Genomic DNA, 12,256 nt, shown 5'->3' with positions numbered 1-12,256 from the left:
CTTCCCCTTCAGCACCGAAGGACCAGCGCGCCATTGGGCGTGCTGTCGCAACTGCTCACCAGGCAGTTCGCGGCGTCCGCGACCTGGTTGATCGCGGTGCCGCGCAATTGCCGGACCGCCTCCGTCACCAGATTGGCGCCGTGCAGATAGACTTCGGAGAGGCTGCCGCCCGCCGTGTTGACGGGCAGGCGTCCGCCCCGGCCGGTTTCGCCGGCGGCGACGAAGCGCGCCGCCTCGCCGCGCCCGCAAAACCCGTAATTCTCCAGCGAGAACAGGACGAGCGGCGAAAAGGCGTCGTAGATCTGCGCGACATCGATGTCGGCGGGCGCGATGTCGGACTGCCGCCAGAGATTGCCGGCGGTCGCGGCGGACGAGGAAAGGAAGGGATCCTGCCCGTGATAATCGGTCATCAACTGATGCTCGCGGCTCATTCCCTGTGAAAAGGCATGGACCAACACCGGCCTGTGCCGCAGGTCGCGCGCCCGTTCGGCGCTGGTGATGACGATCGCGATCGCGCCGTCGCTTTCCAGGCAATTGTCGAACAGGCAGAGCGGATCGGCGATCATCCGTGCGTCGAGATAGGCGTTCAGGTCCAGCGGCTTGTCGCGCATCAGCGCGTCGGGATTGGCGTTGGCATAGGCGCGCTGCGCCAGCGCGACGCCCGCCAGGTCTTCGCGGGTGGCGCCATGGTCGTGCATATAGCGGCGCATGAGCATCGCCACCTCGTCCGCGGGGCGCGACAGGCCGTGCGGGCGCGACCATTTCCAGTGATCGTCGATGCGCGGCTGAACCCCGGCCCATTGGCGCTTCGACGGATCGCCGCGCTTGCGCGATCGCCACACGACGCCCACCCGGGCAATGCCGAGCGCGATCGCCGCGCAGACCTGTCCGATCGCGCCGCAGATCGCGCCGCCGCCATGCGCGACCTGGCTGAAGAAATGCAGCTCGCCGAAGCCCAGGTTGCGGGCGATCTCGAATTCCGGCGTCGTTTCCTGGGTGAAGCAGCCGAGCGCATCCACCTCGTCCGGCGCGATGCCGGCATCGTCGAGCGCGGCGCGGATGGCGATGCAGGCAAGCTGCAATTCGGTTTCTGGCAGCATCTTCGCGAAGCGCGTCTGCCCGATGCCGACGATCGCGGTGCGATCCTTGAGCCCGGTCACGGTTTCGCGCCCGGCGCTACGACGCCGCCATGAAAGGGATAGGGCTGGCCCAGCATGCCGAGCGCGCCGAATTCCCCGGCGAGCTGGCGCGTGAAATGCTGGGCGAGCGCCTCCAGCGTCCAACCGTCTTCGCGGATCAGCGTCTTGCCGTAATGGGGCTGCACCATGTGCGACACCCGCTCGCCGCCCGAACCGAAGATCTGGCCGCTGACGCCGGCCGCCAGATCGCTGCACAGAAAGGCGACGAGCGCGCCGTTCAGCGCCGGATCGACATAGGGGAGGGGTGCCGATCCGCCCGCGAAACTGTCGGACATGCGGGTCGTGCCCGTCGGGCCGATCGCGTTCACCCGGATGCCGTGGCGCGCCAGTTCCAGCGCCCATGTATAGGTCATGGACGCGATCGCGCCCTTGGCGGCGGCATAGTTGGTCTGGCCGAAGCTGCCGAAATGCGCGCCCGATGTGGTGTTGATGATCGTGCCGCCGCGTCCGCCGTCGCGCATCGCCAGCGCGGCCGCCTGGCCGCACCAGAAACTGCCCTTCACATGCACGGTCCAGACCGCGTCGAATTCCTCGTCGGTCATCCGCAGGAAGGTGCGGTCGCGCAGATTGCCGGCATTGTTGACCAATATGTCGATGGCGCCGAACCGGTCGATGCAAAGCGCGACAAGCGCTTCGGCGCCTTCGCGGCTGCCGATGCCGATCACGCCGCTTTCGGCGGTGCCGCCCGCCGCGCGGATGTCCGCCACCACCTGATCGGCGACTTCGCCATCGATATCGTTGACGATCACCTTCGCGCCCGCCGCCGCGAGCTGCAGGCAATGGCCGCGCCCGATCCCGCGCCCGCCGCCGGTGACGATCGCGGCTTTTCCTTCAAGCAGGTTCATGCTGTTTCCCGTTGTCTTGCGGGGCGGCATCGTGGCCGCCCTCGGCCAATCGCTGTTCGAGCGACGCTTTCCGGCGCCGTGCGTCCTCGATCGAGGCGTCCTTCACCGTGTCGAAACCGCGGATCCGTTCGGGGAGCGCGGCGATTTCGATCGACAGCGCCAGCCGGTCCGCCGTCAGCGTCCCGGCGAGCCGCGCGACATCGCGCTCATAGTCCGCGATCAGCGCGCGTTCCGCGCGGCGATGCGCGGCATGGCCGAACGGATCGAGGATGGTGCCGCGCAGGCGCTTGCCGCGCGCCAGCAGCTTCAGCAGCGGCGTCATCCAGCCGCCGAAGCGGCGCTTGGGATAGCGGCCGGTCAGCGGATCGCGGCGCTGGAACAGCGGCGGGGCCATATTATATTCGATGCGGAAATCGCCCTCGAATTCCTCGGCCAGCGTCGCGCGGAAGGAGGGCGCGGTGAGCAGCCGGGCGACCTCATATTCGTCCTTATAGGCCATCAGCTTGAAGTGATTGCGCGCGACCGCCCTGGCGAACGCGTCACCGTCGCCGCCCAGCGCCTGTTCGGCGGCGCGCGCCTGTTGAACAAGCCGGCGATGGCGCTCGGCATAGCGAACATCCTGATAGTCGCCGAGCTCCGCGACATTGCGCGCGACGATCGCGTCCAGGCTTTCCGGCGCCGCGTCGGCCGCCGGGGGCGGCGCCAGAAGCGCGGAAAGGCGCTCCGGTTCGGCGGCGGCGATCCGTCCCCAGGCCAGCGCCTGGCGGTTCATTGCGACGGACGCGCCGTTGAGTTCGATCGCCCGGTCGATCGCGGCGAGCGAGAATGGTAGCCATCCGCGCTGCGCGGCATAGCCGACAAGCATCAGGTTCGCCGCCACCTCGTTGCCCATCAGGGCATAGGCCATGCGGTTCGCCTCGACGAATTCGACCTGGCCGGTCCGCGCGCGGATCATCTCCTCCATCGCGGCGGAAGAAAGGTTCAGGTCCGGATTGCTCGCGAAATCGGATGTGGGGGAGACGTGATTGTTGACGATCGCGCGGGTGTGGCCGGGCGACAGGCTGCCCAGCATCGCCGGGCTGGCGGTCACGACGATATCGCTGCCGAGCACGAGATCGGCGCGCGCGATGCGGGTGGCGCGCAGCGCGTCGGGCGACGCGGCGACACGGACATGGCTGGCGACCGGGCCGTTGCGCTGGGCAAGGCCGGTCACGTCCAGCACCGAACATCCCTTGCCCTCCAGATGCGCCGCCATGCCCAGGATCGCGCCCAGCGTCACCACGCCCGATCCGCCGATGCCGGTGATGAGCAGGCTGAACGGCGTTTCGACCGATGCGATGGTGGGGGCGGGCAGCGTGGCGGCGATCGCCTCGCCATCGCCCCTTGCCCCGGTGCCCGCGCGCTTGCGCGGGCGACCGCCACGCACGGTCACGAAACTGGGGCAATAGCCGTCGAGGCAGGACAGATCCTTGTTGCAGGCGGACTGGTTGATCCGCCGCTTGCGGCCCAGCGCCGTTTCGACGGGTTCGATCGCGATGCAGTTGGACTGGACCGAGCAATCGCCGCAGCCCTCGCACACCCGGCTGTTGATGAAGGGGCGATGGTCGGGATCGACGGCCTTGCCGCGCTTGCGGCGGCGGCGCAGTTCGGTCGCGCAGCTCTGGTCGTAGACGATCGCGGTGACGCCCGGCAGTTCGCGCAGGCGCCGCTGCACCGTGTCGAGCGCGTCGCGATGATGGATGGTGGTGCCGGGGGCGAAGCCGGCTTCTTTCGGATAGCCATCCGGCCGATCGCTCACGACCGCGATCGCGCGGACACCTTCGGCTTCGAGCTGCCGGGTCAGCACGTCGACGCGCATCTTGCCCGCGATTTCCTGGCCGCCGGTCATGGCGATCGCGTCGTTCACCAGGATCTTGTAGGTGATGTTGATGCCCGCGGCGGCGGCGGCGCGGATCGCCATCAGGCCCGAATGATAATAGGTGCCGTCGCCCAGATTCTGGAAGATGTGCCGCCGATCGGTGAAGGGCGCCATACCGATCCAGGACGCGCCTTCGCCGCCCATCTGGAACAGGGTGGGTGTGTTCCGTTCGGGCAGGAAGGTCGCCATGCCGTGACAGCCGATGCCGCCGAACGCCATGCTGCCATCGGGCAATTTGGTCGATCGGTTGTGCGGGCAGCCCGCGCAGAAGCTGGGCAGGCGAACGAGCGACGCACCGCCCGTCGCGCCGCCGGCATCCTCCCGCGCGATCCGGTCGATCGCCGCCACCACGCGGGCGTCGCCGGTCAGCGCCACGATCCTTTCGCCGACGATCCGTGCGACGAGGCGCGGCGTGAGTTCGCCCTCGGCGGGGACGAGCGGGCGCCCGTCCATGTCCTGCTTTCCCAGCAGAGCCGGGCGATCCGCCAGGTTGATCAGTTGCCGGGCGATCTGTTCCTCGATGACAGGGCGTTTCTCCTCGATGACGAGAAGTTCGCGATTGCCGGCGGCGAAGGCGCGCACGGCATCGGGTTCGAGCGGCCAGGGCATGGCGATCTTCATCAGCGACAGCCCGAGCGCGGCGCAGTCGGCTTCGCTCAGGCCGAGTTCCTCGATCGCCTGCATCACGTCGAGAAACGCCTTGCCGGAGGTGACGATGCCCAGTGTCCGGGCGGGCGCTTCGATGATCGTCCGGTTGAGCCCGTTCGCGCGGACATAGGCGAGAACCGCCGGCAGCCTTTCCTGATAATGGCGCTTTTCGGCGGCGATCGCGGGGACGGCCCAGCGTGTGTTGCGCGTGCCGCCACTCTCGTCCTCCACGGGCAGGGCGATGGTGACGCGGCCCGGATCGACATCGACGGAGGCGCTGCTCTCGATCGTGTCGGTCACGCATTTCATCGCGACCCAGCAGCCCGAATGACGCGACAGCGCGAAGCCGTGCAGCCCGTAATCGAGATAGTCCTGCACCGTCGCGGGATTGAAATAGGGCATGCCGAAATGGATGAAGGCATGATCGCTCTGGTGCGCGATGGTCGATGATTTGGCGCCATGATCGTCGCCGGCCAGCACCAGCACCCCGCCATTGGGCGCGGAACCCGAATAGCTGCCATGTTTCAGCGCATCGCCCGACCGGTCGACGCCCGGCCCCTTGCCGTACCAGATGCCGAACACCCCGTCATAGCGCGCCTGCCCGGCGAGATGGACCTGCTGAGATCCCCAGACGGCGGTGGCGCCCATATCCTCGTTGATGCCGGGCTCGAAATGGATGTGGTGCCGCTCGAGTAGGTCCGGCACCTGCTTGAGCGCGATGTCGTAGCCGCCGAGCGGCGAGCCGGTATAGCCGGAGATGAAGCCCGCGGTGTTCAGGCCCGCCGCCAGATCGCGCTGCCGCTGCATCATCGGCAGGCGGACGAGCGCCTGCGAGCCCGACAGGAAGACGCGGCCATGGTCGCGGGTGTAGCGATCCTCCAGCCGATAGTCCGTATCGATCCCGGCCATCGCCGTCATCGCGATCCGGCCTCCACCTTGCGGCGCGCGACATCGCCGGCTTCCATCACCGCCTCCACCAGCCCGTCATGCCCCCACACGTCGCCCTCGCAGAATTCGTTGGCGGTCCAGGTCTCGTCGAGGATCTTGCCCTCGCAGCCGATCTCGACATCGACGGTGCCGGGCGAGCGCATATAGAAGGACAGCGTGCCGTCGTTGCGGTGGCGGCCGAGCGAGCTGACCGTGGCGAAGCCCAGTTTCCTGGCGCGGTCCAGCGCTTTCCCGACATCGTCGATGGTCTCCATCTCGACCATCAGATGCTGGAGGGTGTTGCCCACGCCGAAATCGAGCATGGCGATGCTGTGATGGCGCGGATTGCAGCGCAGGAACTGGAGCGCGGCCTCGTCTCCGTACCTGATATAGTCGGAAAGCCTGAAGCCCAGCAGCCTTGTGTAGAAATCGAAACAGGCGGGCTGGTTGTCGACGAACAGGTTGACATGACCCAGGCCCAGATGCCCGGCCAGGAAACGCTGGCCCGCAACGGGCGAGGCGAAATTATAGTCGGTCGTCGCCCCATGGAAGAATTCCAGCGCGTTGCCCGCGGGGTCTTCCGTGAAGAACAGGCCCGTGACCGCGCGCGCGCGCGCTTCCTCCGGCCGCGCGGGCCGCACCTCATGGCCTTCGTCGCGCAGCATCCGCGCGCAGCGCTCCATGGCGAGATGGTCTTCCAGCTCCAGCCCCATATACAGGAGTTCGCGCGCGCCGTCGGTGGGGTGGATGGCGATGCGCCACTGGCGATCGTCCATCTTGAGGAAGACGGTGCCGTCGCGCGCCACGCCGGGAATGCGGCCGTCCTCGATCGGACCCCAGCCTTCGCCCGGCACCGCTCGTGCGGGCATCATGCCCAGCATGTCGGTGCCGAAGCGAAGCCAGGCGGCGGGATCGCTGCTGCCCAGGCCGATATATCCAAGCGCCTTCACCGTCATGATGCATTGTCCTTCGAAAGATCGGGGTTCACGGGCGTCCAGCAGGGCAGGGCGACGTCGTCGGCCATCGGCACGAAACCGACGCGCACGGGCGCGCCGATCGAAAGCGTGGCGGGATCGACGCCGCCGAACATCGTGGCGCCGTCGCGCAGCAGCGCGCCGACCATGCGTATGCCGGGGAAATCGTCCAGCTCGACCAGCGCGACCGCATGGGGAGCGAGCGCCGCGAAGGCTGGCAGCAGCGGCGGATGCGCGACGGTGAAGGACCAGATCCGTCCCGTCCCCGCCGTGTCGCGCCAGCCCAGCTCGGTCGATCGGCACGCCGGGCACATCGCGCGCGGCGGATGCTGGACATGGCCGCAGGCCCGGCAATTCTGCACGGTCAGCCGGCCGTCGGCACAGGCGCGCCAGAAACCGGCATCGACGACATTGTCGGTGACGGGCAGGGGAAAGGTCTCGATCATCGTCATCCCGCCCTCATCCCCGGTAGAGCAGCATCCAGTCGAAACACAGCGCCGGCCGTTCGGCGCCGACGATGTGGATCGCGACCTGCACGGTCAGCATCGTGCCGCCCTTTTCGCGCGCCACCCGCGCGATCCGCGTGCGGCCATGGATCCGCGAACCGGAGGGCACGGGCGAGACGAAGCGCACTTTCTCCAGCCCGTAATTGAGGGCGCTGGCATGGCCGACAATGGCGTAGTCGGCGCTGTTCTTGATGATGGCGGACAGGCTGAGCACCAGGAAGCCGTGCGCGATGGTGGTGCCGAACGGGCTTTCCGCCACCGCGCGATCCGTGTCGACATGGATCCATTGCCGGTCCCCGGTCATCTCCGCGAAGGCCGTGATCATCGGCTGCGGCACGTCCAGCGCCTCGCTCCATGGGCCGTAATCGTCGGATATCCGCCTCTCGAGCGTGGCGATGTCGTCGAACAATATCTCTTCCATGGTGATCATTGCCCTTCGGCGGCGGCGCGCCTGCTTGCGTTGAGAGTCGCGGTTTCCTGCCGTTCCTGCGCGACCGCCGCGCGCAAGGCGGTGAGGCCGGCCTGGTTCAGCGCGCGCTTGCACCCGGCGATCGCCGCGCCGTCGAGCGCGGCGATCCGTTCGGCGAGCGTGATCGCGGCGTCGTGCAACGCGTCGTCGTCCAGCACCTCACCGACCAGGCCGATCTCCCGCGCTCGCGCCGCGTCCAGCGTCGCGCCCGACAAGAGGATCTGGCGCGCCTGGGCCGCGCCGACGATCGCGGGCAGAAGATGGGTCGATCCCATGCCCGGCATCAGGCCCAGCCTTGCGAAGGGAAAGCCGAAGCTGGCGCCGCGCCCGGCAAGGCGGAAGTCGAACGACAGCAGCATGGTCGCGCCGATGCCCACCGCCGGGCCATTGACGGCGGCGATGGTCGGCTTGGGCAGCGAGAACAGTTCCTCCGTGAAGCCCGCGACGAAATGCTCCTCGCCGATCGGCTTGCCGCGCCGGCTGAGCCGCCCACCCAGAAAATCGTGATCCGCGCCCGCGCAAAAGGCGCGGCCCGCGCCGGTGACGACGATCGCGCCGACCGCGCCGTCCGTGGCGAGTGCGCGGAAACCGTCGACCAGTTCGTCGCCCATGTCTGGGGTATAGGCGTTCAGCCGATCCGGCCGGTCGAGCGTGATCAGCCCGACCGCGCCGGTCCGTTCGACGCGGATGGTGGCGGGCGCGGTCATCCGGCCGCTCGCGCGCCGGGCATCGCCGGATCGATCGTCAGTCGCGCGATCTCGTCTTCCAGATAGGCATCGCCGCCGTCGAGCAATTGCCATTGCTTGGCGCGGCGGAAGAAAAGCTGGGGATCCGCCTCGCTGGTATAGCCGATGCCGCCATGGATCTGGATGGCGAGGGCGGAGACGCGACGGAACATCGCGCCGGCCTGCAGTTTCGCGATCGCCGCCGCCGCCTCGAACGCCAGCCCCTGATCATGGAACCAGGCCGCCTGATGGAACAGCATCTGGCATCCCTCGATCTCGACGATCGCATCGGCCAGATAATGGGCGATCGCCTGGAAGCCGCCGATGGGCTGGCCGAACGCCTCGCGCGTCTTGGCATAGGCAAGGCTGATCTCATGGGCGTGCCGCGCCGCGCCCACCGCCTGAGCGGCCAGCGCGATATGGCCGCGCGCGGAGATTTCGCGCCAGATGCCGGGCAGATCGTCGATGGCGAGCAGATTCTCCGCCGGCAGCATGGCCCCGGTGAAGGTGATCTCGAAATAGGGTTCGGTGGCGAGATTGGCCTGATGGCGGATGGTGACGCCCGGCGTGTCGCGCGGCACCAGCAGCGCGGCCGGCGCGCCGCCGGCGCTGTCGCGGGCGATGACCAGCAGGGCCGATGCGATCGACGCGAACGGCACGAAATGCTTCACGCCGCTCAAGCGGATGCCATCGGATGTGCGATCGAAACGGCTGGTGCAGCGCGCGATATCGGGTGATCCACCCGGCTCGGTCATGGCGACCGCGACGATCGCCCCTTGCGCGATCTCCGCCAGCCACTGGTCTCGCGGCAGCGCGTCACCGCTGGCGGCGAACAGCGCGGCGGCGACCAGCGAACTGGTGAAAAGCGGGGTAATCGCGAGTTGCCGCCCGAGCTGTTCGAAGACGAGCGCGGTTTCGAGCATGCCGAAGCCGAGCCCGCCCTGTTCGGGCGCGATCGGCATCGCCGGCACGCCGATGTCGCAGAGCTGCGCCCAGAAGGCGCGATCCAGACCGGCGGGATCGGCTTCGGTCCGGCGCAACGCGGTGAGCGGAAACCGGCTCTCGCAGAGCTGGCGCACCGTGTCCTGCAGCAGGCGCTGCTCCTCGGAAAGTCCCAATTCCATTGATGTCGCGCGCTCCAGGGGCTCGATATGCGGTGGACTGTGCGGACTGATGGCCTCCCCCTCAACTCGGGTGGCGCTCACATTCCCGGCCGGTCATTCGGTTCAAGGGCGCCATTCGTCGGGCGGGCAGCGCCATGGCGAGCGCGCGCTCGCATCGGCTGGCATGGCGAGCCGGACCGAGGCGGAGGTCAGCAGAGTGTCGCCTTGTTTCATCGCGACATCGAGCTGGATCCACGCGATCTGATCACCATTCTCTTCGACGGAGACGACCTGCCCGCTGAAATGGACCTGACTGTCGGGGCAGATCGGTCGCCGCATCGAAAATTTCAGTCGGCCGATGCGGCCGATCGGCCCGCTCCAGTCGGTGACGTAGCGGCTGATCAGGCCCGCCTGGGTATAGTTGTTCATGATGATGTCGGGCAGGCCGGCCTGTTTCGCGGCATCCTTGTCATGATGTTGCGGTTGCCAGTCCCGGCTGCCGGTCGCCCCGGCGATGATCATCTTGCGGGTGACGCCGATCACGAGTTCGGGCAGGCGGTCTCCCGCCCGTGGCGCGATCGTTCCGCGCATCGGCGTGTTCATGCCGCCACCTTTCCGTAAGCGAGGAAATGAAGGCGCTGGATGCCGGCAAGGCTGCCGTCCGGCTTGCGATACTGCACGTCGATCTCCCAGTTCCGCCCGGTGCCGAGCCGGGTTTCGCGCTCGGGGCCGACGCTGCGCAGGATCTGCTCGGCGCGAACGGATTCGCCCGCGCGCAGCGGCGCGTGCAGCTCCAGCTCGACCTCGGTCACGATGCCGTTGCGCAGGCCAAGCGTGTCCTTGACCATGAAATGCAGCTCCAGCGTCCGCCGCGCCGGGCGATCGCGGCCGGGCACCCAGTCATGCTCCACCGCCCAGCTCGGCAGCATCGCCGGGGGCGCGATGACGCTGTCGGTCTGGTCGCGCGACGCCGTATAGTCCCAGTAAAGAAGATTTCCGTCTTCGATCGCGACGCAGAAATTGGTCCAAAGACCTTGTTCGACGGTGACGACATGATCGACGATGATCATCGGTCGTCCGATCCAGTCCTTAATAATATCTGGAAGATCATCCATGCGATTTTCTCTGGTGATCGAAGGGGCAGGGGGGTGGATCGGGTATAATGGCGCGATCGATCGGCCCGCAATTGGGGGAGGCCCGAAGACGACTGGAGTTGAGCCATATGCGAGCAGGTGAAGTCGCGCGTGCGCGCTATCCCTCCAGTCTCGCGGTCCCGGTCGGGACGGAGAACCGGAACCGGGGAGGGAAGACGTGCCGCTCAGCCAATCGCTTTGGCTTGCCGATGCCGCGCCATGCGCGGACGGCGATCGGGACGATCTTTCCCTTGGCGCCGCATTGTCGCGCTCCGCCGCCGCCTGGCCCGATGCGGAGGCGGTGGTCTTTTCCTGCCAGTCGGGCGTGGCGGAGACGCGCTGGTCCTTCGCCGAACTCGACGAACGCGCGACGCGGCTCGCTTATGCGCTGATCGCCGCCGGCTATCGGCCGGGCGAACGCATCGCGATCTGGTCGCCCAATCACCCCAACTGGATTCCGCTCCAGTTCGCCATCGCCAGGGCCGGCATGGTGCTTGTCGCGCTGAACCCGCTCTATCGCGCGGCGGAACTCGATTATGCGCTGGCCGCCGCCGACGCGGTCGCGGTCTTTCATGACGAGATGGCGGGCGGAGAGCGGATGCGCGACATCGCCGAAACCGTGCGGCGCAAGCTGCCGTCGCTGCGCGCGCTTCACCATATCGGCGATGACGTCGATCGGATGATCGCGGATGCCGCCCCGGCAGGGCCGCTGCCATCCGTCCAGCCGGCCGATCTGCTGATGATCCAATATACGTCGGGAACGACGGGCCGACCCAAGGCGACATTGCTGCCGCATGGCCCGATCGTCACCATCGGCGCGCGATCCTATCGCGCCTGGGGGTTCGGGCCGGGCGACCGGGTCTGTCACGGTTTTCCGCTGTTCCATGTCGGCGGCTCGGGCAATTCCACGCCCGGCGCGCTCGCCAACGGCGCGACGACTTTGCCCATCTACATCTTCAGGGCGGGAGAAGCGCTCGACATATTGGAGCGCGAGGCATGCACCGGTTTCATCGGCGTGCCTTCGATGCTGACCGCGATGATGGAGGCCGATCCGGAGCGCCGCCGCGATCTTTCGGCGTTGCGCAGGATCATCGTCGGCGGCGCCGCGGTTCCGGCGCCCTTTCTGGCGCGCTGCGAGCGCCATTTCGGTGTCGAGATGCTCAACGGCTATGGCCAGACCGAAAGCTGCGGCGTCTGCGCGACGGTGCGGCCGGGCGACCCCGCCGAACGCAAGACGCACAGTTCGGGCCTTGCGCTGCCCGGCGTCGCCCTGAAGATCGTCGATGGGGAAGGGCGGGTGCGGCCCTGCGGCGAGCCCGGCGAATTGTGCGTCGACGGCCCCGGCCGGATGATCGGCTATGGCGATCCCGAACAAAGCGCCCGCGCCTTCGACGCGGACGGCTGGCTTAGGACCGGCGACATCGCGACGATGGACGCGGAGGGGTATGTCGCGATCGTCGGCCGGCTGAAGGAGATGGTCATTCGCGGCGGCGAGAATCTCTATCCCGCCGAGATCGAGGCCTATCTGCTCCAGCATCCCGATGTCGGCGAGGTCGCGGTGATCGGCCTGCCCGACGAGAAATATGGCGAGGAACTGTGCGCGGTGATCCGTCCCGCATCCGGCGTCGCGCCCGATGCGGAGGCGCTTCGGGCATGGATGCGCGCGCGGGTCTCGCGCTGGAAGGTGCCGCGCTACGTCGCCTTTGTCGACGCGTTGCCGGTCACCGTCTCGGGCAAGGTCAAGAAGCATGAATTGCTGCCCGAAATGACGCGCCGCTTTCTCGAAACCCAATCCATCTGACGCTGAAA

Annotated in this window: 11 protein-coding genes; 1 reads left to right on the top strand and 10 read right to left on the bottom strand. The window is 67.8% G+C overall.

What is annotated here, in order from left to right; genetic code table 11:
- Window positions 1–8 precede the first annotated feature (8 nt).
- From K7G82_RS14875 to K7G82_RS14830, 10 genes are all read right to left on the bottom strand, one after another.
- Entirely contained in the window at window positions 9–1,160 is a 1,152-nt protein-coding gene (locus K7G82_RS14875) for a thiolase C-terminal domain-containing protein (protein ID WP_222990683.1), read from the bottom strand.
- Complete coding sequence (locus K7G82_RS14870) at window positions 1,157–2,044, bottom strand: SDR family NAD(P)-dependent oxidoreductase (RefSeq protein WP_222990682.1); 888 nt, start codon at window positions 2,042–2,044, stop codon at window positions 1,157–1,159. The genes K7G82_RS14875 and K7G82_RS14870 overlap by 4 nt, the downstream gene beginning before the upstream one ends.
- On the bottom strand, window positions 2,031–5,528 hold the full coding sequence (locus tag K7G82_RS14865) for an indolepyruvate ferredoxin oxidoreductase family protein (RefSeq protein ID WP_246623567.1): 3,498 nt from the start codon (window positions 5,526–5,528) through the stop codon (window positions 2,031–2,033). The genes K7G82_RS14870 and K7G82_RS14865 overlap by 14 nt, the downstream gene beginning before the upstream one ends.
- Complete coding sequence (locus tag K7G82_RS14860) at window positions 5,525–6,493, bottom strand: VOC family protein (protein ID WP_222990681.1); 969 nt, start codon at window positions 6,491–6,493, stop codon at window positions 5,525–5,527. The genes K7G82_RS14865 and K7G82_RS14860 overlap by 4 nt, the downstream gene beginning before the upstream one ends.
- Complete coding sequence (locus tag K7G82_RS14855) at window positions 6,490–6,963, bottom strand: Zn-ribbon domain-containing OB-fold protein (protein ID WP_222990680.1); 474 nt, start codon at window positions 6,961–6,963, stop codon at window positions 6,490–6,492. Before K7G82_RS14855 ends, K7G82_RS14860 begins: the two co-directional genes overlap by 4 nt.
- Before the next feature lie 7 nt (window positions 6,964–6,970).
- Complete coding sequence (locus K7G82_RS14850) at window positions 6,971–7,447, bottom strand: MaoC family dehydratase (RefSeq protein ID WP_246623566.1); 477 nt, start codon at window positions 7,445–7,447, stop codon at window positions 6,971–6,973.
- The gene (locus K7G82_RS14845) at window positions 7,444–8,193 is read right to left on the bottom strand and encodes an enoyl-CoA hydratase/isomerase family protein (protein WP_222990679.1); all 750 of its coding nucleotides are present in this window, start codon (window positions 8,191–8,193) and stop codon (window positions 7,444–7,446) included. The genes K7G82_RS14850 and K7G82_RS14845 overlap by 4 nt, the downstream gene beginning before the upstream one ends.
- Window positions 8,190–9,335: an acyl-CoA dehydrogenase family protein gene (locus K7G82_RS14840; RefSeq protein WP_222990678.1), complete on the bottom strand. Its 1,146-nt coding sequence runs from the start codon at window positions 9,333–9,335 to the stop codon at window positions 8,190–8,192. The genes K7G82_RS14845 and K7G82_RS14840 overlap by 4 nt, the downstream gene beginning before the upstream one ends.
- A 102-nt stretch (window positions 9,336–9,437) precedes the next feature.
- Window positions 9,438–9,917, bottom strand: a complete 480-nt coding sequence (locus K7G82_RS14835; RefSeq protein ID WP_222990677.1) for a MaoC/PaaZ C-terminal domain-containing protein — start codon at window positions 9,915–9,917, stop codon at window positions 9,438–9,440.
- Window positions 9,914–10,429 carry an FAS1-like dehydratase domain-containing protein gene (locus K7G82_RS14830; protein ID WP_222990676.1) on the bottom strand — a complete coding sequence of 172 codons (516 nt, stop codon included), beginning with the start codon at window positions 10,427–10,429 and terminating at the stop codon, window positions 9,914–9,916. Before K7G82_RS14830 ends, K7G82_RS14835 begins: the two co-directional genes overlap by 4 nt.
- A gap of 196 nt (window positions 10,430–10,625) precedes the next feature.
- Here K7G82_RS14830 and K7G82_RS14825 point away from each other — a divergent pair, with 196 nt between their 5' ends.
- Window positions 10,626–12,248, top strand: a complete 1,623-nt coding sequence (locus tag K7G82_RS14825) for a class I adenylate-forming enzyme family protein (protein WP_222990675.1) — start codon at window positions 10,626–10,628, stop codon at window positions 12,246–12,248.
- Window positions 12,249–12,256 lie beyond the last annotated feature (8 nt).

The sequence above is a fragment of the Sphingomonas colocasiae genome, assembly GCF_019880585.1.
Taxonomy (GTDB): domain Bacteria; phylum Pseudomonadota; class Alphaproteobacteria; order Sphingomonadales; family Sphingomonadaceae; genus Sphingobium_A; species Sphingobium_A colocasiae.
Note: the sequence above shows the minus strand (reverse complement) of the source record. Positions and strands in the feature narration are given on the sequence as shown.